This window comes from Roseateles sp., assembly GCF_047654805.1.
GTDB lineage: Bacteria > Pseudomonadota > Gammaproteobacteria > Burkholderiales > Burkholderiaceae_C > Pelomonas.
Genome location: NZ_JASGIV010000001.1, coordinates 5949946 through 5973383 on the forward strand (window position 1 = coordinate 5949946; position 23438 = coordinate 5973383).

Annotated in this window: 21 protein-coding genes; 8 read left to right on the plus strand and 13 right to left on the minus strand. The window is 69.1% G+C overall.

Features of this window, described 5'->3' with window-relative positions; all coding sequences use genetic code 11:
• Window positions 1-7: 7 nt before the first annotated feature.
• From QM732_RS26960 to QM732_RS26970, 3 genes are all read right to left on the minus strand, one after another.
• Window positions 8-1477, minus strand: a complete 1470-nt coding sequence (locus QM732_RS26960; protein ID WP_415659167.1) for a CHASE3 domain-containing protein — start codon at window positions 1475-1477, stop codon at window positions 8-10.
• Complete coding sequence (locus QM732_RS26965; protein ID WP_415659168.1) at window positions 1440-1853, minus strand: response regulator transcription factor; 414 nt, start codon at window positions 1851-1853, stop codon at window positions 1440-1442. Before QM732_RS26965 ends, QM732_RS26960 begins: the two co-directional genes overlap by 38 nt.
• A 134-nt stretch (window positions 1854-1987) precedes the next feature.
• Entirely contained in the window at window positions 1988-2317 is a 330-nt protein-coding gene (locus QM732_RS26970) for a BON domain-containing protein (protein WP_415659169.1), read from the minus strand.
• 189 nt (window positions 2318-2506) lie between these two features.
• On the opposite strand from QM732_RS26970, the gene QM732_RS26975 reads away from it, so the two are divergent.
• Entirely contained in the window at window positions 2507-3157 is a 651-nt protein-coding gene (locus QM732_RS26975) for a response regulator (protein ID WP_415659170.1), read from the plus strand.
• Window positions 3158-3165: 8 nt separating this feature from the next.
• Here the strand turns inward: QM732_RS26975 and QM732_RS26980 are convergent, their stop codons facing one another.
• Window positions 3166-3351, minus strand: coding sequence for a hypothetical protein (locus QM732_RS26980; protein ID WP_415659171.1), 186 nt, complete (start codon window positions 3349-3351; stop codon window positions 3166-3168).
• A gap of 117 nt (window positions 3352-3468) precedes the next feature.
• On the opposite strand from QM732_RS26980, the gene QM732_RS26985 reads away from it, so the two are divergent.
• Window positions 3469-4251, plus strand: a complete 783-nt coding sequence (locus tag QM732_RS26985; RefSeq protein ID WP_415659172.1) for a substrate-binding periplasmic protein — start codon at window positions 3469-3471, stop codon at window positions 4249-4251.
• Between the two features lie 13 nt (window positions 4252-4264).
• On the opposite strand, the gene QM732_RS26990 is transcribed toward QM732_RS26985, so the two are convergent.
• From QM732_RS26990 to QM732_RS27010, 5 genes are all read right to left on the minus strand, one after another.
• Complete coding sequence (locus QM732_RS26990) at window positions 4265-5857, minus strand: acyl-CoA dehydrogenase family protein (RefSeq protein ID WP_415659173.1); 1593 nt, start codon at window positions 5855-5857, stop codon at window positions 4265-4267.
• A 120-nt stretch (window positions 5858-5977) separates the two neighbouring features.
• A complete protein-coding gene (locus tag QM732_RS26995; RefSeq protein ID WP_415659174.1) occupies window positions 5978-7135 on the minus strand; it encodes a GGDEF domain-containing protein in 1158 nt (385 codons plus the stop codon).
• A gap of 25 nt (window positions 7136-7160) precedes the next feature.
• Window positions 7161-7628, minus strand: coding sequence for a CreA family protein (locus tag QM732_RS27000; RefSeq protein WP_415659175.1), 468 nt, complete (start codon window positions 7626-7628; stop codon window positions 7161-7163).
• A 9-nt stretch (window positions 7629-7637) separates the two neighbouring features.
• Window positions 7638-8774, minus strand: coding sequence for a lactonase family protein (locus tag QM732_RS27005; protein WP_415659176.1), 1137 nt, complete (start codon window positions 8772-8774; stop codon window positions 7638-7640).
• Window positions 8774-9679 (minus strand): diacylglycerol/lipid kinase family protein, encoded by a 906-nt coding sequence (locus tag QM732_RS27010; RefSeq protein WP_415659177.1) that lies wholly within the window; start codon window positions 9677-9679, stop codon window positions 8774-8776. Before QM732_RS27010 ends, QM732_RS27005 begins: the two co-directional genes overlap by 1 nt.
• 130 nt (window positions 9680-9809) lie before the next feature.
• Between QM732_RS27010 and QM732_RS27015 the strand changes: the two genes are divergently transcribed.
• Window positions 9810-10988 carry a GGDEF domain-containing protein gene (locus QM732_RS27015; protein ID WP_415659178.1) on the plus strand — a complete coding sequence of 393 codons (1179 nt, stop codon included), beginning with the start codon at window positions 9810-9812 and terminating at the stop codon, window positions 10986-10988.
• Window positions 10989-11104: 116 nt separating this feature from the next.
• Here QM732_RS27015 and QM732_RS27020 read toward each other — a convergent pair whose 3' ends face one another.
• Entirely contained in the window at window positions 11105-13969 is a 2865-nt protein-coding gene (locus QM732_RS27020) for a TonB-dependent receptor (RefSeq protein WP_415659179.1), read from the minus strand.
• A 19-nt stretch (window positions 13970-13988) separates the two neighbouring features.
• Complete coding sequence (locus tag QM732_RS27025) at window positions 13989-14687, minus strand: chitinase (protein WP_415659180.1); 699 nt, start codon at window positions 14685-14687, stop codon at window positions 13989-13991.
• Between the two features lie 87 nt (window positions 14688-14774).
• Between QM732_RS27025 and QM732_RS27030 the strand changes: the two genes are divergently transcribed.
• The gene (locus QM732_RS27030; protein ID WP_415659181.1) at window positions 14775-15440 is read left to right on the plus strand and encodes a response regulator transcription factor; all 666 of its coding nucleotides are present in this window, start codon (window positions 14775-14777) and stop codon (window positions 15438-15440) included.
• Entirely contained in the window at window positions 15437-16825 is a 1389-nt protein-coding gene (locus QM732_RS27035) for a sensor histidine kinase (protein WP_415659182.1), read from the plus strand. The genes QM732_RS27030 and QM732_RS27035 overlap by 4 nt, the downstream gene beginning before the upstream one ends.
• On the opposite strand, the gene QM732_RS27040 is transcribed toward QM732_RS27035, so the two are convergent.
• Window positions 16797-18230 carry an N-acyl-D-amino-acid deacylase family protein gene (locus tag QM732_RS27040; RefSeq protein ID WP_415659183.1) on the minus strand — a complete coding sequence of 478 codons (1434 nt, stop codon included), beginning with the start codon at window positions 18228-18230 and terminating at the stop codon, window positions 16797-16799. The two genes, QM732_RS27035 and QM732_RS27040, sit on opposite strands and share 29 nt — an antisense overlap.
• A complete protein-coding gene (locus tag QM732_RS27045; RefSeq protein ID WP_415659184.1) occupies window positions 18230-19513 on the minus strand; it encodes an alanine racemase in 1284 nt (427 codons plus the stop codon). Before QM732_RS27045 ends, QM732_RS27040 begins: the two co-directional genes overlap by 1 nt.
• An 82-nt stretch (window positions 19514-19595) precedes the next feature.
• Here QM732_RS27045 and QM732_RS27050 point away from each other — a divergent pair, with 82 nt between their 5' ends.
• The 3 genes from QM732_RS27050 to QM732_RS27060 all read left to right on the plus strand — a co-directional run bounded on the left by QM732_RS27050 (window position 19596) and on the right by QM732_RS27060 (window position 23437).
• A complete protein-coding gene (locus QM732_RS27050) occupies window positions 19596-19988 on the plus strand; it encodes a RidA family protein (protein WP_415659185.1) in 393 nt (130 codons plus the stop codon).
• Window positions 19989-20090: 102 nt separating this feature from the next.
• Window positions 20091-22232, plus strand: a complete 2142-nt coding sequence (locus QM732_RS27055) for a family 20 glycosylhydrolase (protein WP_415659186.1) — start codon at window positions 20091-20093, stop codon at window positions 22230-22232.
• A complete protein-coding gene (locus QM732_RS27060; protein WP_415659187.1) occupies window positions 22229-23437 on the plus strand; it encodes an extracellular solute-binding protein in 1209 nt (402 codons plus the stop codon). The genes QM732_RS27055 and QM732_RS27060 overlap by 4 nt, the downstream gene beginning before the upstream one ends.
• The last annotated feature ends 1 nt before the right edge of the window (window position 23438 follow it).

A 23438-nucleotide genomic window follows, 5' to 3' on the forward strand; every position in this document is an offset into this window, starting at 1 on the left:
GGCGCCGCTAGCGTATCGGTCCGCCCAGGTCGCCCGGCATCGTGGCCGGTGGCGGCTCGGGTTCGGGTTCCGGCTCGGCACGAGGCAGGCGCGCCAGCACCAGCGTGCCGCGGCCTGCGGCGGACAGCAGCTGCAGCGTGCCCCCCAGGCTCTCAATGCGATAACGCATGCCCAGCAGGCCGTGATGGCCGGCGCCCACGGCTTCGGGGTTGAAGCCCTGGCCGTCGTCGCGGATATGTAGCTGCAGCCAGTCGTCGGCCTCGTTCAGAGACACCCGCACATGCTTGGCCTTGGCGTGGCGCAGCACGTTGGTCAGTGCCTCCTGAACCAGGCGATACAGCGCCAGTCGCCCCGCCTCGTTGGTGGGCGCGTCGACCAGCTCCAGACTGAGCTGCAGGCCGGAACGCTGGGCGAACTCCTGCGTCAGGATTTCCAGCGCCGGGATCAGCCCAAGGTTGGACAGCGCCGAGGGGCGCAGGTCTTCGATGATGCGGCGCTTGAGCGCAATGCCCTGGTCCAGCAACTCGCTCATGTGCCCGAGGCGCTCGTCGATCTCCGGGGCCTGCGTTCGTGTCATGCGCCGGATGCGCGCGACGTCGAGCTTGGCTGCCGTCAGCAGTGCGCCGAGCTCGTCATGCAGTTCGCGGGCAAGGTGGGCGCGCTCGTCCTCGCGCACCGTCTGCAGGTGGTGGGCCAGCTCGGTCAGCTCCGCGGTACGGCGCGCCACCTCGCCATCAAGCCGGTCGCGCTCCAGCGCGAGTTCCTGGGCATGCTCGCGGCGTGCACGGTGCAGCGCCTCGTTGCGACGCAGGAAGACGGCCAGGCCGAACAGGCTCAGCAGCGTAAGGCCGTGCGTGCCGATGCGACCATAGGTCAGGGAGCGGAAGACGGCGTCGCGTTCGCTGGCGATCTGCACCAACTCGTGCTGGTCGAGCTGGGCAACGGCGTCACGCACTGCCTGCATCTTCTCTCGGCCGATGTCGGTCTCCACCAGTCCCTGCCAGGCCGTGTCCTGGCCCTCGCGGTAGAGCTGGACGACCAATTGCAGCTCTGAGAGCTTTTCGCTCGCGCGCCGGCTGGCGTCGGCCACCAGTGCCTCCCACTCGGAGCTGGCGTACTGGCCGCGCAGCCGCGCCAGTACGCTGGGCAGCTCGCGCTCGGCCAGCCGGATGGGCGCGAGGTAGTCGTCGCGGCCGGTAAGTAGATACCCGCGCTGGGCTGTCTCGGCGTCGGTCAGCAGCTCGCGCAGGCGCAGGCCATCGTTGCGCGCGACGTGGCGGGCTTGCGAAACCTTCAACGCCTCGTCGGCACCGCGGAAGGCCACCTCGCTGACACCCATGACGGCCGCGGCCGCCAGCGTGGCCAGACCCAGCGCCAGGCCACGGTTGCGGCTGGCGCCTTCCAGCCAAGGATCGAGATGACGCAGCACGCGCAGCCGTTCAGCTGGCCGCGGCTGCAGGGCGCGCGGATGGGGCATGTTCCGCCAGTTCGGCGCAATAGCTGATCAGGTCGTCGAGCTCGCGGCTCTTGTCGAAGACGCGCTCCGCGCCCAGGCTGGCGCAGCGGCGGCGCATCTCCTCCGTAGCGTAGTTGGTCAGCACGACGCGGCGGGCCCGCACGCCGAGCTGCTGGGCCGCCTGCAATACCCCCAGTCCTGTGCCGGAGCGCAGGAACACGTCGACGATGAAGAGGTCAGCACTGGCGCCAGGGTCGCGCTTCATCCAGCGCACGGCGCCGGCCTCGTCGGCTACCGAGCCGACCACCTCCACCTGGGCCAGCTCCTCCAGCGTCGCAATGAGGTTCTCAAGGATCACCGGACTGTCTTCGACGATGAAGGCTTTGAGTGCTGGCATGACCCGACGACTGGGGTAGGGAGGATGAGGCTGAAGTATGGACCGCTTCGGCCTGGCGCCGGCAGTGCCGGCAACGCATCGCGTTGTAGGACTTGTCCTAGGGGCTGGCTAAATGAGCAGGCCCCATCACGCCCTCAGGAGCCTTGCCGCACCGCGATGTCGTTGCGTACTGCGACGACGCCCGACGTCTCGCGGGCCAGTTTTTCTGCCATGGACTTCTCCTCGTACGACTTGGCGAAGCCGGACAGCTGCACTGTGCCCTTCATCGTCTCGACACTGATGGCCATGGCGCTGACGGTGGGGTCTGCGGCGAACTTGGCCTTGACACGGGTGGTCAGCGCTGCGTCGTCGACGTAGGTGCCCACGGTCTCTTGGTTGCGGGTGACGGCGCAGCCGCTGGTAGTGGCCAGCGTGGCCGTGAGGGCGGTGGCAAGGGCGACGGTCAGGATGGGCTTGTTGAACATTTGAATCTCCTGTGGTGGGCGACCTGGGGAGTCGCTGGAACCACTATCGCGCCCGTCAAGACCCGTCGGCATAGTCCTGCAGCGCAGCCCCCTGTGGGACTCGGCCGGCGCCGATGTAGGACGGGTACTCTCGCGGCCTGTGCACCAGACTGCTACGCTGGCGGCACTGCCTGTACCAAGCAACCCACCATGATCCGTATCGGTATCGTCGACGACCACGCCATCGTGCGCACCGGCCTGCGCCAGTACTTGTCCGACCACGTCGATCTGCGCGTCACCGGCGAAGGCTCCAGCGGCCACGATGCCTTGGAGATGGCACGCGGCGGCGAGGTCGACGTGCTGTTGCTGGACATCTCCATGCCTGACCAGAGCGGTGTGGATGCGCTGGCAGCCATCAAGGCACGCTTCCCGGAGCTGCCCGTGCTCATCCTGAGCGGTTTTCCTGAGGCGCACTACGCGACGACGCTGCTGCGCCAGGGTGCCAGCGGTTACCTGAACAAGGAATGCGATCCCGAAGAGATCGCCAACGCCATCCGCCTCGTTTCGCGTGGACGGCGCTACATCAGTCCGGCTGTGGCCGAGCAACTGGCGGAGAGCGTCGTCGGCGGTTCGGGCCCCGGTGCGGCGGCCGACAAGCCCCCGCACGAGGCGCTGTCAGAACGTGAGTTCCAGGTCTTCCTGCGACTGGCCAAGGGCGAGACCGTGGGGCATGTCGCCGAGGCGCTATTCCTCAGCGTGAAGACCGTCAGCACCTATCGCACGCGCGTTCTGGAGAAGCTCAAGCTGCAGACCAACAGCGATCTGACCTACTACGCGCTGAAGAACGGATTGATCCAGTAGCGGGGCGGTCAGCGCGTCTCGCCGAGATCCGGCGGGGCCTCGTCGCCCAGCGTCCAGGGCAGCGCCGACTCATAACCGAGCTCTGCCTCGTGCGAGGCCGTGGAGGACGACCACCAGCACGTCAGCAACGACCAGACGTGGCGATGCGGACGGGTTTCGGCCAAAGGGGTGTGCAGCGTTGCGTCGGGTGGCATGGGCGGCTCCGGTTGTGGGCCTGAGCTTCGCGTCGGCCCGACGTGCCAGATATCGGTCTGCAACGCTGTCGCGTGTCGGAGAGCGCCGACACGCGCATCTCGCAGCAGAATGCGGGGGTGCTCTTCTTCCGGTCATTGCTGCGCCTGGGCCTGGCCTGCTTGGCATTCGTCGCGTTGCCGCTGGCCGCCCGCGAGCTGCGGGTGCGCTGGAATCCCGACCCGCCCTACACCATGCGTGATCAGGCAGGCCGCGTCACGGGCCTGCAGGTCGACCTGATAGAGCAGGCGCTTCAGCGCCTGGGCTGCCGCGCGGTTTGGGTCGAGCTACCCTGGGCTCGGGCCCTTGTCGAGCTGGAGGCCGGCCGCCTCGACATGCTGCCGGGCGCTTTGCGCCGGCCCGAGCGCGAGGCCTACGCCCACTGGGTGCCGCAGCACATCGCCCTGTCCAACCGATTATTTGTGCGCGCGGGCCGGGCGAACGAGTTCGGCTCCGCGACGCGGTTGCAGGAGGCCTGGCGGCCCGGCCTGAAGCTGGGTGTCCAGATCGGCGTCGTCTATGGCCCTGACTATGCAGAGCTGCTGGGCAACGAGGTTTTCCGTGCGGCGCTGACGCAGGTGTCGGCCCGGCGCAGCCTGTGGCACATGCTGGATATCGGTCGGATCGACGGCGTGCTCGCCAGCGAGACGACGGCCCGCTGGGAGCTGCGGGAGCTGAGCCTGGCGGACCGCATTGTGGCGACGCCGGTCGCCGTACCGCATGAGCCGGTGCAGATCATGCTCAGCAAGCGCTCCGTCGACGCATTGACGGCGCAGCGCTATCGGGAGGCCAGCGAGGCCCTGGTGAAGGATGGCACGTTGGCGCGCGTGCTTCGCAAGTACCTGGGCGATCCTCTGCCTTAGCCCTGGTCAGGCCTCAACCCGCGAGCGCTGCGTCCAGGATGGCGGCGGCCTGCGGAACGGGCTGTGTGCCGACCAGGCGGCCATCGCCGCCGAAGCGCGTGGCGATGAAGGCATCGGCCGTGGCGCTGGAGGACTGCTCGCGCATCAGCAGGCCTTGTGCGCACAGCACCAGGCCTTGTGCGACGCTGCGGGCCCGCGCCTCCAGCATCGTGGGGTCGCCGGTCAGCAGGTGGCGCAGGGCCTGGGCTTGCTCCCGTACCGGGGCGTCCACGCTGGCACTGAACTCGTCAAGCAGGGCCAGCGCCACATCGGGTTCGCGGGCCATGGCGCGCAGTACGTCCAGAGCCATCACGTTGCCCGAGCCCTCCCAGATGGAATTCACCGGCGCCTCGCGGTACAGCCGTGCCAGCACGCCGTCCTCGACGTAGCCGTTGCCGCCAAGCAGTTCCATGGCCTCGCCGCTGCACTCGACGGCACGCTTGCAGACCCACAGCTTGGCGGCCGGCGTCATCAGCCGCTGCCAGGCCGGCTCGCCCCGCTCGAAGCCCTGCGCCAGGCGCAGCATCAGTCGCATCGCTGCCTCGCTCTCCAGCGCGAGGTCGGCCAGCACGGTCCGCATCAGCGGCTGCTCAGCCAGCCGCCGCCCGAAGGCGTGGCGCTCGCGCGCGTTGTGCAGCGCTTGCACGAAGCTGGCACGCAATAGCGCTGCGCTGCCGATGACGCAGTTCAGCCGCGTGTAGCCGGCCATTTCGATCAGCGTCGGGATGCCGCGACCCTCGTCGCCCAGGCGGCGTGCCCAGGCATCGTGGAACTCGACCTCGCTGCTGGCATTGCTGCGGTTGCCCAGCTTGTCCTTCAGGCGCATCACCTGGATGGCGTTGCGCGCGCCATCGGGTGTGTAGCGCGGCAGCCAGAAGCAGGTGGGGCCGGCCGCGGTTCGAGCCAGCACCAGGTGGGCGTCACTGGTCGGTGCGGAGAAGAACCACTTGTGCCCGGTGACCGTGTAGCTGCCGTCGGCCTGCTCGACAGCTTCGGTTGCCACTTGACGCAGGTCGGAGCCGCCCTGCTTCTCAGTCATGCCCATGCCCACCCAGATGGAGGGTTTCTCCGTCATGGGGCGGTCCAGTGGGATGTGCTCACGACTGAAGAGCTTGTCGCGCAATGGCGCGAACAGCTCAGGCTGCTTCGCCAGCACGGGAATGGCGGCTTGCGTCATCGTCGCCGGGCAGAGGCTGCCGGATTCCACCTGGCCATGCAGATAGCAGCCGGCGGCGAACGCCGCCCAGCGGCCCGGCGCATTGGTGGCGAACACGTCGGCCACCAGACCCTGGCGGCGGTACATGGCAAGCAGCGCGTGCCAGGCTGGATGGAAGTCGACGAGGTCCACGCGTCGGCCGCGTGCGTCGAGCTGACGCAGCATCGGGCCGTTGCGGTTGGCGTCGCGCGCGAGTTGGGCAGTCTCGTTGCTGCCTAGCTCGGCGCCGTAGCGCGTCAGCGGCTCGACGGCCTGCGGCGCCGCCGCGCGCAGCGTAGCCAGCAACGCAGGGTCACTGTCCAGCAGGTTGTGGCCCACCCATTCGTCGACGAGGTTCGAGCCCTGGCTCATCTCAGGCACCCCACGGGTAGTTGGCCGGCCCGGTCCGGCTATGCACTTGCGGCATGGCGCCGACAGCATCACCGTCACCATGGGGGAACGGCCAACGCAGGCCTTGGGCGAGGGGAACCATCAATCTGCGACCCCCGGTTCCGCCATAAGCTGGCCGCGGCCGGCTCGCTGGGCTTCGTAGAGTGCCGTCTCGGCGCGGCGCTGCATGTCGGCCAGGCCGCGGTCGCCCGGGCGCAGCCGCGCCCAGCCGGCGCTGAAGGACAGCGGCACGCCCAGCTCAGCCGGCGCGCGCTCGGTCAAGGCCGCTCGCAGGCGCAGGTCCAGGGCTTGAGGACCTTCGGGCAGGCAACGCGCCATCAGCACGCCGAAGCGGTTGCCATCCAGGCGACCGGCGAGGTCGCCCAGCCTCATTTGGGCCTGGACGCAACTGGCGAACAATGCCAGCGCATGGCTGGCGAAGTCCATCTCGCGCTCGGCCTGGAGCGTCTCGAAGTCGTCCAGGTCCAGCACGACGAGGGCCAGCGGCTCTTCGTAGCGGCGGGCCATCGAGATCAGCTCGACGGAGCGACGGTTGAAGGCTGCGCCATCAGTCAGGCCGGTCAGGCCGTCGGTGTGGGTCAGGCTGGCGAGCTCAGCCTCGATCTGGCCACGCCAGGCCAGCAGCAACATGGGCAGGGCCAGCAGCAGGGCGAGCTGTCCAGTCAGGCCCAGCAGCACCTGGGGCCAGTCCGCCGGATCGCCCAGCTGCGTGGTGACGGCGCGGCTCAGCATGGCGGCCAGCAGCGGCAGCACGGCTGCCAGGCCCAGCAGGCGCCAACGCCGGCTGTTCAGGCCTTGCAGCAAGGTGTGGCGGCCGGGAAGCGTCAGCGCCACGCCCAGCCAGGCAAGCTGAGCGCCGAGGATGATGTCGATGAGCGTCTGCGCGCCGTCGTGATAGTTCCGCAGCAGCACGTGGCCGACCCCCAGCAGCAGCGGCGCGGCCGCCATGGCCCATCGTCCCGGCCGCGGGGTCAGCCACAGCCCGAGTGCCCACCACAGCGCCGACAGGCCCAGACTTAGCGCTGCCACGCCCGCGCTGTGCAGGCCGTGCGGCGCCATGGGGTGCCCGCTCAGCGCCGGGCTCGCCAGCGCCAAGCCCAGCGCCAGCGCCACCATGCCGAGCTGGGCCCAGCGACCGCCAGCGTTCGCGCCGTGCCAGCCGATGAGGATCATGAGCACTAGCGCCGCAGCCAGCGCCTGCATGGGCATCAGCGCGAACAGGGCTTCCGTGAATGTCATGTCCGGCGACGGTCCAGGACCGGGCTCATTTCCTGACCGGGATGGCGGTCTCGCGCGGCACCGGCACGGCGGTCACGCTGTTCTGCGGCGAGCCGTCGATGAGGCGGTCGGAGTAGGTCAGGTAGACCAGTGTGTTGCGCTGCACATCCACCATGCGGACGATGCGCAGCCGCTTGAAGACCAGCGAGATGCGCTCGTTGAAGACTTCCTCCTGGCGGGGCAATGGCTGGCTGATCGTGACAGGTCCGACCTGACGGCAGGCGATGGATGCTTCCGACTTGTCCTCGGCCAGGCCGATGGCGCCTTTGATGCCTCCGGTCTTGGCGCGCGATACATAGCAGGCTACACCGCCGACCTTGGGGTCGTCATAGGCGTCGACGACGATCTTGTGGTCAGGGCCGATGAGCTTGAAGGCGGTGTCGACCGAACCGATTGGTTCGGCCGAGGCCGGCACCACGGCGGCGAGCAGCAGGGTGAGGGCGACGTGCTTCATCAGCCCAGTCTAAAGCGCGCAGGCGCCGGCCGGGGCGGGGACTGCAGTTTGCTGCCCCGTGAAGCGCGGGCGCTCGGGGCGAGTCAGGTCGAAGTGGCTGAGCTGGTCGCTGCGCTGGTTGCAGACGTAGAGGTGAGTACCGGCGCGGCAGGCGCTGCGCGGATAGCTACCTCGCACCCAGTGGTGGTCCAGCAGTCGCGGCGCCTCCGGCCGGGCCAGGGACAGCACGGCCACGCTGTCGTGCAGGCGGTTCAGTGCGTAGAGATGTTGGCCGCCGGGCGCGGCCAGCAGGTCGGAGGCGTAGCTGGTACCAGCAAAGCCAGCCGGCAGCACGGAGATCTCGTCGCGCAGGCGCGGCCCGGCGAGCGTGAGCTCGACGGTGGATAGCGTGGATGACTCCTCCTGCAGCACGTAGACCCAGCGCGGGTCGCCGGCGTGGAAGGCGAAGTGACGTGGACCGGAGCCCGGGCTGAGGGCCAGTTCGTGCGTCGCGCCCTGCGGTGCGCCGCTTGTCAGCGGCCAGGCCAGCAGCCGGTCGCGGCCTAGGTCGGTGCCCAGCAGCCAGCGGCCGTCGGGGCTGGCCTGGATCATGTGGGCGTGCGGCGCGTCGTGGCCGCTGCGGGCCTGGCTGCCGGGCGGGCCGTTCAGCGCCCGAGCGGGGCCGGGGCGGCAGTCGGGGCCGCCGCAAGCGGGCCAGCTCTCGGCCGGGCCCGGTCGGCCGTCGGCCCCCAGCGGCAGGACGGCAAAGCGGGCGTCGCCATAGTGGGCCACCCAGAGGCGGCCGGTATCCAGACTCAGATGCACCGGACCCTTGCCGCCACTGGCCTGGCGCTGCAGCAGCTGCAGGTTGCCGGCCGCATCCTGAGCGTAGACCGCGACATGGTCGCCCCCTTCCTCGGCAGCGTAGACAAGCTGGCCGCGGGCCGTCAGCCAGCTCGGGCTGTTGGCATTGGGCGCCAGGCCCAGTGGGGTCAGGCCGCCGTCGGGCGCGATGTCGAAGCTGTAGATGCCCTGACCCAGTGGGGCGTAGCTGCCGACATGCAGGAAGCGGGGTACGGATGAGGCGGCGGTGGCGGGCATCAGGGCGGCGGCGGACAGGCTCAACAGGTGACGGCGTTTCACGAGGCCGGTGTCGGGGTGGGACATCAGTGCACCACGTCCAGGGCCTGGGGCAGTACGCGCACCGAGATGTCGGCTGCCGCAGGCAGGGGCTCGCCGTCTACCGCCAGCGGGAGCGGTTCGGGGCCGCTCAGGCGCAGCATGCGGAAGCTGCTCAGGGCCACCTTGGTATGACGCAGGTGCCGGCCGGTCAGCAGCAGCGGCATCATGGCTAGTGCGCCCGCACGACCGAAGGCGCCCGCGCGCAGCAGCTGCAGCTCGCCGTCGTCGATGCGTGCACCCGGTGCGACCGGCATGCCGCTGCCATAGCTGGGCGTGTTGAGACTGGAGGCGAAGAGTACCGGTCCGTCGTGCAGTAGCCGGCCGTCTGCCTCCACGCGCAGCGGATAGCGGCGCAGCCGGGCGATCTCGGCCAGCGTGGCCCAAAGGTAGCGCGGCTGGCCGCGCAGCCAGGCAGGCGCAGCGCGGGCGCGGCCGGCGATGGCTGCGTCGAAGCCGGCCGTCAAACTGGACATGAAGAGCTGGGTGTCATGCCCAGGCGTCGTGACCTCGCCCAAGTCCATGGCCGAGGCCGGTGCGTGCTGTGCAAGGGCCAAGGCCTGGCGCCAGTCCATGCGCGCGAGGCCCAATGCACGGGCCAGGTCGTTGCCGGTGCCACTGGGCAGCAGGGCCAACTGCAGCCTGCGCGCGACGAGCGCGGGCAGCAGTTGGTGCACGGTGCCATCGCCGCCGGCCACGATGACGCGACTGCCTTTGGGTAGAGCCAGCAGGCGCTGGCGCGCGGCGGCGACGTTCTCGGGCAGCACCAGCGGCACCTGGGACAGTGCCTCGCGTAGCGGGGCGGCGAGGGCGGCGCAGCGGCCGTTTGCGGCGTGCGGGTTCAGCAGGCAGAGCGCGGGCACGGAGGCCGGGGTCAGGGCAGGGGCGATCACCCCGGCATTGAAGCGGTGTGCGGCGGGGTGCGCCATCGGCGCAGACCCTGGCGCCCCGCGCCGACGGGCCTGCCTACACTGGTGCCAAGACCTCACTACGACAAGCTGCTGGCCGCGCATGACGCTACACGTGCCCACTCTGGTGCTGACGCTGGCGGTCGGCTTTAGTCTGCTGACGCTGCAGCTCTGGATGGCCGGTTGCGGCGCACTGGGGCGCGGCGAACTCAGGCGCCTGAGTCTGGCCGGCCTGGCCTTTTGCGCAGGGTTCACGCTGTTTGGCCTGCGGTCGTGGTTGCCCGGCTGGGTGGTGCTGTTGGGCGGCAACTGGCTGCTGATGGTGGGGCTCGCGGGGCTGGCTGCGGCGATGTCGCGCCATTTGCTGAACCGCGAGCTGCCCATCTGGCACCATGCGCTGCTGCTGGGTGCGGCCATGGCGGTGCCGGCCGTGCTGGATGTGTCGACGCCGGTGCGCGCTGGCGCGATGTCGGCCGCGATGGGGGTACTGCTGCTGCCAACCACGCTCGCCGCCATGCGGCTGGGTTGGCGCGCCGAGCTGAGTTTTCGCGCCGTGGCACTGCTGCTGCTGCTGGCCAGCCTGCTGCTTTGGTTGCGCGCGGGGCTGGCGGTCTGGTGGCTGCGCGCGTTGCCGGCCGAGGCCGAGGCCTGGACGGACTGGAGCCGTGCCCTTTTCATGTTTGCCTTCCTGGCCGTGCTGGCGGCGGGCTTTGCCTTCGTGCTGGCCCATTTCGAGCGTATGGCCAGCCAGATGCGCAAGCTGGCCAGCGTCGATGGCCTGACCGGCGCCATGAACCACAGCACGACGGTGTCGCTGCTGGCCCATGCGATGGAGCGCGGTCGGCGCGAGGGGCAGCCGGTGGGTTTCGTCATGCTGGACCTGGACCACTTCAAGCGTGTCAACGACCGGCACGGCCATGCTGTGGGAGACCAGGTGCTGAAGGCCGTCGCGTCCTGCGCGCGGGCGCGGCTGCGCGGCTCGGACGTGTTCGGCCGCCTGGGCGGCGAGGAGTTCGGTCTCGTGCTGCCGGCCACCGGCGAGGCCGGCGCCCGACATCTGGCTGAGCAGGTGCGGCTGGCCGTCGAGTCGCTGGAGCTGCGCGGCGATGGCGGCCAGCCGCTGCGCGTGACGCTGTCCGCTGGCGTTGCCGAGGCGGCGCGCGGCGACACGCCGGAGACGTTGATGCATCTGGCCGACAAGGCGCTCTACCAGGCCAAGCAGAAGGGCCGCAATCGGGTCGTCGTGGCCGACGACTGGATGCGAAATTCGACGCTGCAGTCGGTGGTCGGCTAGCTCGCCGGCACGATGGCGGAGCGGGCATCCAGCAAAAAAGGGCGGCCCGGATGGGCCGCCCAACAGGAGGCAGGAGACTGCCACCACGAGGATGAATCAGCGGTGCGCCGCCGACATCAGTAGGTGTAGCGCAGCGAGGCCATGTAGCGCCGGCCGGTGCGGTAGATGCCGCGGACCAGCTTCTCGGTGTTGGCCACGCCGGGGACCTCGGCGTAGGAGCGGTACTCGCTGTCCAGCAGGTTCATGCCATCCAGGCCTACGCTCAGCTGTGGCGTGATCTTGAAGTTGAGGCTGGCGTCCAGCGACTCGTGCCCGTCGGTGACCAGGAAGTTGCCTCGGTCGGCCTGGGTGTAGTACTTGGAGCGTTGCGAGTAGGTGGCGCGAGCGTTCCAGCGGTCGTTCTCGTAGAACGGGCTGAGGCTGACCTGGTGTTTGGAATTGAACGGCAGGCGGGCGCCGGTACCGGTCGTCGCGTCGGCGTAGGTGTAGTTGGCCAGAATGCCCAAGCCGTTGCCGAAGGTGGTCTGGTAGGCCAGCGAGAAGCCCTTGACCGTGGCCGTGCCTGAGTTGCTGGGGCGCGAGACGTCGTACTCGGTGTTGCGTTGCTGGTTCTGGTTGTAGTGGATCTCCTTCCTGGTGGTCCACAGGATGTAGTTGCTCACCTTCTTGTGGAAGATCGTGCCCGCCAGGATGGAATTGCTGGCGAAGTACCACTCTGCCGACGCGTCCAGGTTCGTGGCCTTGTAGGGATCCAGGTCCGGGTTGCCGCCGCCGCCCGAAAGCGTGGAGTCACCGATCCACAGGTAGCTGGACATGTCGCCGTAGTTCGGGCGCGCGACGACCTTGGACGCCGAGGCCCGCAGGACCACCTTGCTGCTCAGGTCATAGGCCAGGTTCAGGCTGGGCAGCGCGTTGCGGTACTTCTTCTTGACGCTGGTGGCGCCGTAGCCGGTCGCCGGGCAGGGATTGACGTTGACCGTGCAGGCCCAGCCGCGACTGTCGGACTGGGTCTCCACCAGGCGCACGCCGAAGTTGCCGCGCAGGCTCTCGTGCGTGAAGTCGGCCTGCACGTAGCCGGCGTTGATCTTCTCTTCCACGGCCCAGGTGTTGGATGCGAAGGACGGGTCGTTGAAGGTGGAGGGCTGGGGCATGGTCTGCCACGGCGCCAGCCACTTGCCGCTGTTGATGTAGTCGGCCAACGCCCAGCCGTCGATCATGAAGCGCTTGGAGAGGTCGCCTACGTTACCGAAGCCGGCCAGATAGTTGTCTGGCACGGAGTGCGGGCTGAACTGTGCGGCGCTGAGGTCGCCATAGCCCTTGACTGCATTCAGCGACACGCCGGACATGGTCTGCGAGGTGGTGTGCTCGCGGCGCTTCACGCCGAAGCGGACCTGGTAGATGGGCGAGTCGAACTGCAGACCGAAGTCCAGCTGCAGGTACTTCTCGTCGTCGCTGGATGGCTTGGCGACGATGTTGCCGGCCCAGCCCGGCTGCCAGTTGTTGGCATTGGGCGGGTTGGTGTGCCAGGGATTGGGGTTGCCGCCATCCAGTCGGAACGCATTCGGGTCGCTGAAGGGGCTGCCCGGCTTGGCTGCGGCGGCATGGGCGGGCACGTCGACGACGGCGTCCGTCTGGAAGCCGCTGAAGTTCAGCGTGGGCACCGAGCCGGTCAGGTCGAAGCTGTAGTTGGCCTTGTTCAGGAAGGAGCCATAGACCTGCCGGTCGGTACCACCGGTGGCCTTGGAGGTGCCGACATGGGCGGATGCGAACCAGCCCGCATCCTTCCAGGTGGCCTTGACGTCGTAGGAGTTGGTGTCGACCTCGGCGCGGCGGTTGATCAAGTCATAGATCGTCAGCGCGTTGCGGAAACTGGCCTTGGTAATGACGCCGCCGTCGACGGTCAGGTCGGTCAGCGTGCGCAGTGAGTTCCATGGGTTGCCGTTGTGGGCAAACATGGAATGCGTGATGTTGTCGTACTTGGCCTTCACGTCCAGCGCATTGAACTCAATGTCCAGGTTCTTGTGCGGCCGGGCTTGCAGGGCCAGCGACAGCGTGTCGCGCTTGCGGGTCTGGTCGAAGTAGTGCGCGCTGATGGAGTTGGGCGCGATGGCGTCCGGGTTGGCCAGCAGCGTGGTGCGGCAGCTGCCCACGCAGCTGGGCGGCATCTCGACCGGCGGGTCTACCGCCCAGTTGGTGGACGTGGACGTGATGGAGTTGGGCGAGCCGCCGACGCCCGTGATGTAGGCGCTGCCGCGCACGGTGCCGTAGCTCTCGACGCCATCGCGGCGGATGCGCTCGTCCGAGCGCTGCGCCGACAGCAGCACGCCGAAGGTGCCCGCCTCGTTCCTCCAGCCGGCCGTGCCCGAGATCGTTGGCTTGCCGACTTCGGTGCGGTCGTTGTACAGGTAGCTGGCCGAGCCGCTCAGCGTCAGGCCCCTCAGGTCAAGTGGCTTGCGGGTGACGATGTTGACCGTGCCGCCCACAGAGCCTTCATCCAGTCGTGCTTCCGACGACTTGTAGACCTCGACCTTGGCGACCAGCTGCGGTGCCAGCAGCGAATAGTTGAAGGTGCGCCCCTGTTGCTCAGAGAAGAACCAGTCGCCCGAAGCGACGGCCTGGCCGTTGAGCAGTGTGCGGTTGAGCGCCGGGTCGGTGCCCAGGATGGAGACCTTCTCGCCCTGGCCGAAGGCCTTGTCGATGGTCACGCCGGGGATGATGGTGATGGCTTCGGCCACGTTGGTGGCGGGGAACTTGCCCACGTCCTCGGCGGTGACGACGTCCACGATGGCATCGGCCTGGCGCTTGCTGTCCAGCGCCTTCTGCAGGCTGGCGCGAATGCCGGTGACGACCACGCGCTCCAGTTCGTCGGCTTTAGCCGGCGCCGGCTTGGGGGCTTCCTGCGCCAGTGCGGGCAGGCTCAGGCTCAGCAGCACGGCGGCTGCGATGGTGGACTGTCTATGCATCGTCTTCTTCTCTCGCATGATTCACTTCTCCGGGTGATCAGCACCCCAGCGGGTGCAGTAGGGGGACGCCAAACAGCTGGCTGGCGTGTCTGTAGAACTCGGCACGCCGCGCGTTCTTGCGCCTGGCGTCAGGGTCGGCGGGCTTGTCGCACTCAAGCGGGCCGTTGATGGCCCGCGTCGTGGCGCCGAAGCCGGCACCGCCGCGCAGCGCCGCGTGGGCGGGCTGCTCGGACTCTCCAGGCTGCGTCATCCAATACCAGAGGGCCGTGCGCCAGGCGACGGTGGAATCGCGCGCGACGCGGTCGGGGTCGTTCCACAGGTCAATGCCGAGGAAGTCGCCGGCAGCCTTGTACTGGTAGTTCCAGCTCAGCTGTATGGGGCCGCGGCCGTAGTATTGCCGGCCCGGTGCACAGGACAGGCGGGCATCGTCGCGGCAGTACTTGTCCCAGTTCTCGCGCCTGTACTCGCGCTGGGCTCGCAGCTGATCGGACTCATGCGCGATCTGACCCAGAAAGGCAGCCATCTCCTGGCGGCGCTCGACCTCGTCACCCCAGTCGGCGAAGCCGGGCGTTTGGCGCACGGCTTCGACGAAACCCTCGTAGCTATAGAAGGCGATGCGCTCGGGAAAGAGGGTGTCAAACTGCGTGCGGCTGGGCAGGAAGGGCGAGCTAGCCGCGGTGGGCGACGGGAGCAGCAGGGGCAGCAGCAAGGACAGATGGACAAGGGCTCGGATCATGGCCGCGACTGTCCGACGGGGCGCCTATGTGCTGCTTCAATGGCTTGTTAAGGCCGCCTTAACGCGAATGTCACTAAAGTCCGCGCCATGCGAATCTGTCTGCTCGAGGACGATCTGGAACTGGGCCGCTCGCTGCAGGCCCTGCTGCAGAACGCCGACCACGAGGTGATGTGGCTGCGCCGCATCGCCGACGCGCGGCTGTGGATCGCCGAGGGGGGCTTTGACGCCGTTGTCATGGACCTGGGCCTGCCCGACGGCGACGGCATGGAGCTGCTTCGCGCGCTGCGCCGCAACCACCGCAAGCTGCCGCTGCTGGTCATCACGGCGCGCGACGCCATCGAGGACCGGTTGGATGGACTGGACGGTGGCGCCGACGACTACCTTGTCAAGCCATTTGCCGGCTCCGAGCTGTTGGCCAGGCTGCGTGCCGTGGTGCGCCGCACGCAGGGCGACAGTAGCGAGGCCCAGCCCGCAGAATGGCAGCTGCGCGACCTGGTGCTGGACGAGCCGCGCATGGAGGTGCGCCGCGGCCCCGAGCGCGTGCCGCTGTCACGCACCGAGTTCACCATTCTGCTGACCCTTATCAAGCTGCCAGACCGCGTCGTCACCCGTCGCCAGCTGGAAAACCGGGCCCCCTGCCAGATGGACGGGCGCAGCCTGGACGTACACATCTCCAACCTGCGCCGCAAGATCGGCGAGGGTTATATCCGCACGGTGCGGGGCGTCGGCTACTTGGTCGAGCGGGAAGCGTGAGCGACCTGGCCGTGCCGGCGCCGCGCTCGTTGTTCCGGCGCAGCATGGGCGCCGTCTTCGCGGTACTGTTCATGTGCTGGCTGTTCCTGGTTGCGCGGGAGCTCATCGACATCCGTGTGCTGCAGGTGCGCAATGGCCAGGCCGAGAACTTGCTGTGGGCCGAGCTGGCGTTGGAGCGGGCTCGTGACACACATGCCGACGCCATCCAGCTGGGGCAGGCCTTGCTGGCGCTGGAGGGTATGCGCGAGCGCGAATGGCGGCTCAAGGGCCATCGCACGCCGTTCCGGCTGCTGCAGGTGCTCAGGCGCGACGTCGTTCTGACCGAGCAGCGGCCCGACCTCAGCGGTCGCGACCGCGTGTTGCCGCAGGAGTCCGTGCCCGGCGAGGACGAGCGTTGGCTTTATGCCGAGGTGCGCGACGACGCGCGGGAGCTGGTCGTCCGGCGTTGGCAGGAGCGGCCGGGAGACTGGCACTTCAGCCTCGCCGGCCTGAGCTATTACGCGCGGCCGCTGCTCTACGGCCTGCCCCTGCTTGCGCTGCCGCTGTGGCTGCTGTTTCGCCTCGGCTTCGCGCCGCTCAAGCGCATCGGCGACCAGATCTCCGCGCGCTCCGCGCAGGATCTGACGCCGCTGCCGGCGACGCGTTACGTGGAGTTGGCGCCGCTGGTGAACGCCGTCAATTCTTTGATGGCGCGGCTGCAGCAGCGGCTGGATCGGGAGCATGAGTTCCTCGCCGACGCGGCGCACGAGCTGAAGACGCCGCTGGCCGTCATCCAGCTCGGCGCCGAGGGGCTGGACCAGTCTGACCCGCGTGCCCGGGACGAATCGCGCGAGCGCCTGCGCCTGGGCGTGCAGCGGGCCACGCATACGGTGCATCAGCTGCTGGCGCTGGCCCGCTCGGGCTCCGATGCGTTGGACGTCAGCAAGGCCCGCCACGAGCTCGTGGATCTGGTGCGCGAGCGCATCGCTCTGGCTAGTGGCCTGGCTGTGAAGCGGCGCATCGAGCTGGAGCTGGAGGCGCCAGAGCAGATCGCGATGTGGCTGAACCGCGAGTCGCTGTGCAGTTTGGTCGACAACCTGGTCGACAACGCGATCAAGTATTCGCCCGTCGGCGGCCAGGTCAGCGTCGCGCTGGCGGAGGCCACCGACACCTTGGTGCTGACGGTCAGCGATGCCGGCCCCGGCATTCCGGCGGAGCTGCGCCAGCGCGTCTTCGAACGCTTCGTGCGCCTGGCGGGCCACCAGGATCATCATGGCAGCGGCCTGGGCCTCACCATCGTCGAGCGTGCAGCGGCGCAGCATGGCGCCCATGTGGAGCTACTGGACGGTCCCGGTGGTCGCGGGTTGACGGTGAAGGTCAGCTTCCCGGGCGAACCGGTCGCGTGAGCACGCGGCCCGCGCGAGCCAAGGGCTGACCATTGTCCAGCGCCAGCTCGCCGTTCACCCACACTGCCACGAGCCCAGCGGCCGGCACGCAGGGGGCGCCGTAGTCCGCACGGTCGCCGAAGCGCCCGGCGTCGAAGAGAACCAGGTCCGCCGCCGCGCCTTCGCGCAGTTGGCCACGGTCCGGCAGGCCGAAGCGCCGTGCCGTCAGTCCCGTCATCTTGTGCACGGCCTGTTCCAGCGACAACAGCCCGCGCTCGCGCCCGTAGTGGGCCCAAACGCGCGGGAAGGCGCCCCACAGCCGTGGGTGGGGAAAGCGGTCGTGCGGCAGTCCGTCGGAGCCGATCATGGCCAACGGGTGGGTCAGGATGCGGTCCACGTCGGCATCACACATCTGGAAGTAGCAGGCCCCGCCGGGCTGCAACCGGCTGACGGCCTCGGCCTCGCTGCAACCCCAGCGCTGAGCGATGTCGGCAAGCCATTGCCCGGTCAGCTCGGGATGCGCATCGCTCCACGTCAGGCGTATCGGGGTTAGGCCGTCGGCCAGATCCTCGCGCAGCACTGTGGAGCCGGCGAGGTAGGGGTAGACGTCCAGCCCCAGCGCCTGGCGTTCGCCCAGTCTTTCGATCAGAGCCAGTGTCTGCAGGCTGCGCCCCCATTGCGCGTGGCCGGCGCATTTGTGGTGGGAGATGATCAGGGGCAGGCCGGCCTCGAACGCGCAGTCGGCGGCCTCGGTGATGGCGTCCAGCACCTCGGCCATCTCGTTGCGCAGGTGCACCGCGTATACACCGCCGTGGCGAGCTGCGGCACGGGCCAGGGCCTGCAGCTCGGCGGGGTCGGCCGCGGCGGCGGGGGCGTAGAAGGTGCCAGAGGACAGGCCTGCGGCGCCTTGCCGCATGGCCTCGTCCAGCAGCTCGCACATGGTGTCGCGCTCGGCCGCCGTAGCCGGGCGACTGAGGTCGCCCATGCAGCGCAGCCTCAGCGCCGTATGGCCCACCAGGCCTACGGCGTTGATGGCGGGCCGCGCGGCCTCGACGGCGGCCCGCCACTCGGCGAACCCGGCGTATCGGAACTGCTCGCGCGCCAGCAAGTTCATCGGCGGCGGCGGGTCGGGATTCACCAGCGGCGCCAGCGAGATGCCACAGTTGCCAGTGACGACGGTGGTCACGCCTTGGCTGAGCTTGGGCATCATCGCGGGCGCCGTGATCAGTGCGGCGTCGTCGTGGCTGTGTGCATCGATGAAACCGGGCGCGAGTACCAGGCCGCTGCAGTCGCGGCGCGGCACGCCGGTGTCGATCTGCAGCCCGGGGCCAAGGGCCGTGATGCGCCCGCTGTCGATGAGCAGGTCGCCGCTCCAGCCTTGCGTGCCGCTGCCATCGACGATCAGCGCGCCATGCAGGAGCAGCATCAGCTGAACTGCGTGGTGATGGCGTCGACGACGTGGTCGTCCTCGTCAACGATGGCCATCCAGGCCCACTTGTCGAAGGTCGTGCAGGGATGCGACGGCCCCAGGGCCACGCACTCGCCAACGGCCGGGCCGTCGGCCTCAGTTGGGTCCCAGCGCAGATAGGCATGCTGGTCGTTCAACCCAGTCACCTGCCAGCCCGCTGGGGCCTTGGCCCGCTTGCCACCGCTCAGATGCCAGACCGGCACCGGCCAGCCCTGGTCGAAGGACAGGTCGCGTCGGCCGGCGTTCAGCAGCGCCAGCCCTGGCTCGGGGCAGGACAGCACCTGGGTCCAGACTTCCAGCGCAGGCTGCAGGCTGGGCGTGCCCAGCGGCGTGCCCATGCGAGCGTCCATGGCTTGCATGTAACGGCCGTAGTGGGCATGGTCGTGGCAGACGTAGCAGCCTGAGCGCAGCAGGCCCAGGCGGCCAGGCCGGCCTGCGATGACGGGGGCGACGAGGTCGAAGAGCGCCGAGCCGCCGCCGCTGAGCCACAACGGCTGGACCTCGATGAGGCCCTCGGTCTCGATGTCCGTCAGCAGGGCCTCGACGCGTGCCTGCCATTGCTGCATCAGCATACGGTCGGGTTCGCTATCGCCGGCGACCTGCAGCCCCTCGTAGAAGCCGATGCCGCGCAGCTGCAGAGCAGGATGGGTCTTGAGCGATCGCGCCAGCGCGAGCGCAGGCCCATGCTCGCGCACGCCGCAGCGCGAAGTGCCAAGTTCGATCAGCACGTCAAGGCGTGCCTCATTCGCGCCGAGTACGGCCCAGTGCGCGGCCAGCAGGTCCAGCTGCGCCTGCGAGTCGACGAAGAAGGCCAGTTCCAGGCCCGGGTGACGGCGCCGCAGCTCCAGCAGCTCTGCCAGCTCCGCAGCATTGATGACCTGGTTGGCGATCAGTGCGCGCCGGACACCCGCGGCCAGGCCCAGACGCAACTGGTGGACGTTGGCGAACGTCAGGCCCCAGGCCCCGGCATCGAGTTGGCGGCGGAACAGTTCGGGGCTCATCGTCGTCTTGCCGTGCGGCGCCAGCAGCACGCCGCGCGCAGCGGCGAACTCCTGCATCCAGGCGATGTTGTGAGCTAGCGCCCGCTGGCGCACGACGGCCAGCGGCGTGGGCAGCTCGGCGCCTTGCAGGGTCCAGCCGCGCCGGCCGATGTCGGCGATGGGGATGGGCGACTGGGAAGCGGGGAAGCCCTTCAGCCATGGGCCAAGCCAGCCAGGGTGCGGGGTGTCGTCGTTGTTCATGGCGCCATCATCGCGCCGCTTTCTGAACGGCGTCTAAAGGCGGCGCTTGCGCCGGCCGCGCCGGCCCACCAGACTGCCGCGCATGACCGCATTGACTTTCCTCGGCGCCGAGCCCACCGCCAGTGACCGCCAGCCCCGTCCTCTGTCGCCCGCCGTGCGCGCCGGAGATTTCGTCTATGTCTCCGGCCAAGTGCCTGTGGACGAGCAAGGCCACGTCGTCGACGGCGGCATCGAGGCGCAGACGCGCCAGGTCTTTGCCAACCTGGAGACGGCGCTGGCGCTGGCAGGCGCAACGCTGGCCGATGTCTGCAAGACCACTGTCTGGCTGGAGGACGCTCGCGACTTCGGCGCCTTCAACCGTGTCTACATGAGTTTCTTTCCGGGTGGCAAGCCGGCACGCTCAACGGTGGAGTCGCGGCTGATGATCCCAGCCAAGGTGGAGATCGATGTGGTGGCATACCGGCCGGTGGGTTGATGACTCATGCACACAGGGTCTGGCTGAGTCCTGGCGTCGTCTTGAGACAACCTTGAGATGGGCTTGAGGTAGCCCGTAGCCGAGCCGGCGCAAGATCGCCGCATGCCGTTTTCCTCGACGATCGCTGCGTTGCTGCCTCGGCCGCAAGCTCTGACCATGTTGCCCGGGGCGGGGCCGGCCGCAGCAGGCCTGCGCGGGCTGCCCGCGTCGATGCGGACGCTACTGCCTGCGGATGATGCCGACGGTGCGGCGCGCCTTGTGCTGCCGGAGCTGGTGTCGTGGCCGCCGCAGCTGGGCGATGACGAGTCCTTTCGTCTGCAGATGACGGCCGACGTCGTGCTCGTGGAGGCTTCCACATCGGCCGGCGTGCAGCACGCGGTGCATGCATTGTCACAGCTATGGCACGCAGCGCGCGAGGCCGGACTGGAGGCGCTGCCTGCGCTGGAGGTCGAGGATGCGCCGCGCCATCCCTGGCGAGGACTGCTGGTGGATGTTGCGCGCCGGCCGCTGTCCTTCGACGCGCTGCTGGACCTGCTGGATGGCATGGCTGCCGCGCGGCTCAATGTGCTGCACTGGCACCTGACCGACGACCAGGCCTGGCGACTGGAGTCGGCGCGCCACCCGCGCTTGCATGAGCAAGCCAGCGGCGGCCACTTCTACACACTGGCGCAGGCGCGCCACCTTGTCGACGAGGCGGCCGCACGCGGCATCCGCGTCGTGCCGGAGCTGGACCTGCCCGGCCACTGCTGGGCGCTGGGGCTGGCCTATCCGGAGTTGCTGTGTGCGCCGGCGCCCACCGAGGCGCAGCCGGGTTTCGGCATCTTCGGTACGGCGGTGAATCCCGACAGCGAGGCGCTTTACGCCTTACTTGACGACCTGTTTGGCGAATGGGCGGAGGTGTTTCCCGACCCCTTCATTCACTTGGGCGGCGACGAGCTCGCGCCCGCGGCCTGGATCGCCCTGGCCCAACAGCGCGGTTGCAGCCTGGACGAGTTGCAGGCGGCCTTCCTCGCCCGCGTCGGCGTGCTGCTGCATCGCCATGGTCGGCGACTGGTGGCCTGGGACGAGATGGGCCAGGCCAGCGCGCTGCCGCCGGGCAGCGTCCTGCAATGCTGGCGCGGTGACGAGGCGCTGCGCTTGGCCCCGCCGGGCCTGGCCGGGCGGCTGCGCAGCGCGGGCTTCTATCTCGACCAGATCCACCCCGCCGCCTGGCACTGGCGCCGACCGATGCGCCCGCCCGCGAGGCCCGACGCGCCTGCGCCCGGCAGCCAGGCCTGGGCCCTGCAGGCCGTCGTGGGCACGTGGACCGTCGACGGCCGGCTGTGGATCCGCGGCGACGACGCGCGTCTGCACCTGCGCAGTAGCGGCACGTTGGACGAATGGCTGGTGCCACGCCTCATCGGTGGCTCTGGTCCGCGGCGGTTGCAGGTCGACAGTGATCTTGGCGAGTTGGAGCTGTGGGCCCCGAACGATGGTGGAAGCACCGGCTGGTTGCGCCTGGGGGCGCTGCGCGAGCCTTGCGCCTGGCAGCCGTTGAGGGATTGGGCGCCTTGGCCCGCCGCCACGCCCTGCACGACCGTCGCGATGCTCGGTGGCGAGGCCGCGCTGTGGGCCGAACTCGTCGAGGAGCCACAGCTCGCGCTGCGCCTGTGGCCCCGTGCGCTGGCTGTGGCCGAGCGTCTGTGGAGCGACCCGACCGACGAGCACCAGCTCACCGAGCGCCTGGCCCATGGACAGCGCTGGCTGGTGGCCACCAGTCGTATCGACGCTGACCCGGCCGCTCCGTTGTTTGAGGCGCTGTGTCCCGACGCCGCTGACCGTGCATTGCTGCGCTCGCTGGCACATTGGCTTGAGCCCGGCTCCGGTTACGGCCGCCAGCATGCGAAGAAGCGCGCCCAGACCTATACCCAAGCCGAGCCGCTGGACCGTCTCGCCGATGGGCTGCCAGCAGAGAGCCCGCTGATGGCGACGCTGCGCGGTGCGCCAGACTGGCTTGCTGCGTTGGCCTCGGCGCGGGAGCAACTGCCTGCATGGAGCGCGCTGCTGGCTGCATCGCCACGCCTCGCGCCTGCACTGCCGCTACTGAGCGCGCTGGCCGATCTCTTCGATCTGGGCGAGGTGTTGTGGTCGGGTGGGAGACCTGCTGACGCGCAGCCTCGCCTGCACCGCGCGGCGACCATGGTCGACGAGATGCTTCCCGCCCTCGTGCAGCCATTGCAGCGCCGTTTGGACGCGTTGGCATGAACCGGGCATCCGTCATCGCGCTGCTGCTTGCTGGCAGCGCGCAGGCCGCCGACCTGGAGCTGCTGCACGCCTGGACGTCGGGCAGCGAGGCCGCCATGGTGGGTGAACTGGCCGCCGCCGCCCGTGGCGGCGGTGTGGACCTGAAGACGACGGCTGTGGCCGGTGCGTCCAATGCCAACACGCTACTGAAGGCACGTTTCCTGTCCGGCCATCCACCCACGCTGGCGCAGACCGACAAACCGCTGCGTATCTGGGCTGAGGCCGTGCCGCTGGCCGACCTTGGTGGCGCGGTCAATGCGCAGTTCGCGGCGCTCCCCCACGCGGTGGCGGCGGAGCTGCGCCATGCGGCAAAGCCGGCGGCCGTGCCGCTGAACGTGCACCGCCTCAACACGCTGTGGAGCAACCGGCGGCTGCTGCGTGCTCATGGCATGGTCGTGCCGCAGGACTGGGACGCTTTCCATCGTACGGCCGCACAGTTGCGTCAGGCCGGCTTGCTGCCCCTGGCCATTGGTAGTTCGGCGGGCCAGAAGCTCAGCCTGTTCGTCGCCGTCGTGCTGGGCCGCGCGGGGCGGGACTTCTTCGAGCGTGCGGTCGTGCAGGCCGACCCGGCCTTGCTGGCCGGCGAACGCATGGCCGCGCTACTGCAAGAGTTCCGCGCGCTGAAGGCCTACACCGACGCCGGCCAGGTCAGCCGCGACTGGGCCGGTGCCACGGCGCTGCTGCTGCAGGGGCGGGCCGTGTTCCAGTTCACCGGGGACTGGGCCAATGGCGAGTTCCAGAAGGCCGGCTGGCGTGCCGGCGTGGACTACGACTGCACAGCCGCCCCAGGCAACGGGGGGCTGCATTACTTCGAGTTTGATCGGCTAGTGTTCTTTGCCCAGCCCGCGCGGCTGGGCGCGCAGCAACGCCTGGCTGGGCTGCTGCTGCAGCCCGAGACTTCAGCGCAGCTGGCGCGGCTCAAGGGCGGAATTCCGGTGCGCCGCGATGCGGACCTTTCTGGCTTCAACGCTTGCGCCCAGCGCTCAGCCGCCGACTTCCGCGCCGGAGAGGCACGCGGCGAGCTGGTGCTGGCGCTGAGTGCCCGCCTGGGCGAGAACGCTTATGGCGGCCTGAAGGACGTGCTATCGGCCTACTGGGCCAGTGAGCGCATGACGTCGGCACAGGCGCAGACGCGACTGGCACAAGCCTTGCGCCAACGAGATTGAG